This window comes from Gudongella ferriphila, from assembly GCF_046224405.1.
GTDB lineage: Bacteria > Bacillota > Clostridia > Tissierellales > Tissierellaceae > Gudongella.
In genome coordinates this window covers 1-1,186 of the sequence record NZ_JBJXRK010000073.1, presented here as the reverse complement: position 1 = coordinate 1,186, position 1,186 = coordinate 1, and the positions used below count along the sequence as shown (strand labels likewise).

The 1,186-nt window shown below is 36.4% G+C and carries 1 protein-coding gene; it reads left to right on the top strand.

All coding sequences use genetic code 11. The annotated features are described in order from the left end of the window. Positions 1-34: 34 nt before the first annotated feature. Positions 35-742, top strand: a complete 708-nt coding sequence (locus ACKVDP_RS13805; RefSeq protein ID WP_409229482.1) for an immunoglobulin-like domain-containing protein — start codon at positions 35-37, stop codon at positions 740-742. Positions 743-1,186: the final 444 nt, after the last annotated feature.

The following is a 1,186-nucleotide window of genomic DNA, read 5'->3' as shown; positions in this document are numbered from 1 at the left end:
GTATTAAAATGCGTTATTTTAAGGAGAGGTTTGAATGAAAAGATTTACATTAATAGTTATTTCAATCTTTATAATGTTTTCATTTATTGGATGTGGTACTGAAGAAGCTACTCCTGAAATACCAAATACAATGCCTCCATCAATAATGGTGGATGGTGAGTTATACTTTTCAACTGGTGAAGAGAGACCTATAGAACCTGATGAAAGCGAAATTAAGACAGTAACTTCAGTAGTTAAGGGTACTGAACTACCTTCAAACGAAGGTGAAATAAATGTCCCAGCTCCAAACGCAAAATATGCAAAGATTAATGATTATGAAGGAGAGTATGTTGTAGTAAGTTTACCCTCGGAATGGGTAAGGTATGACAAAAGAGATTATTGGGGGTTAGAATTAACTGCAACTAACATATCACCCACAGGGTTAACATTATCATTCAGTCAGTATGGAGGAAATCCAAAAGGAGATTTACAAACAGGAAGCTACTATTGGTTGGATAAGCATGTTGAAGATGAATGGGTCCCTGTTGAGATACTTTCCTCTGCACAAGATGTTGGATGGACAGACGAGGCTTACATTATAAATATGAATGATATAACGGAATGGGAAGTAGGTTGGGAATGGCTATATGGTGAACTTTCTATCGGCAATTATAGAATTGGCAAAGAAATTATGGACTATAGAAGTACAGGTGGAATTCTTGATACTCTCAATTACTATGCTGATTTCAAAATAGTAGAGTAAGTCGCATCTTTTATTTTATGTGCATCAAAATTGAAAATGAATAAAAATAGAAGCTTTATGAAAGGCTTCTTTTTTGTTGCTCTTTAAAATGTGTAAATATAGACTTTTTAAAAAATATAAATTCTCTGCGAAGGAAATGGCCATTTTGCGTGAAACATGATAAACAATCGCTAAATTAGTCTGATTGAGCATACCCCGATTATTGGAATATATAATCCTGCTCTTAAGTGGCGGAAAGAGAAATTGAGAAGGCGGATCGGCGCATTGCGCCAGCCTGAGAATGTGAAGAAGAGGGGGATAGATGAGTTGGAGGCGGGATTGGCAGCTGTAGCTGGTGTCTCCGTATCACAGAAATTTATGAATCATAAATTTCTGTGTTGTTCTCACTTTGCAAAATAAAAAGGAGTAGGCGCTGTTTTGTGCGCTTACTCCGATTGTGCCTGA

What these genes read in the sequence shown, in the direction of transcription:
- ACKVDP_RS13805 (WP_409229482.1), top strand. Translation starts at nt 35, where the DNA reads ATGAAAAGATTTACATTAATAGTTATTTCAATCTTTATAATGTTTTCA.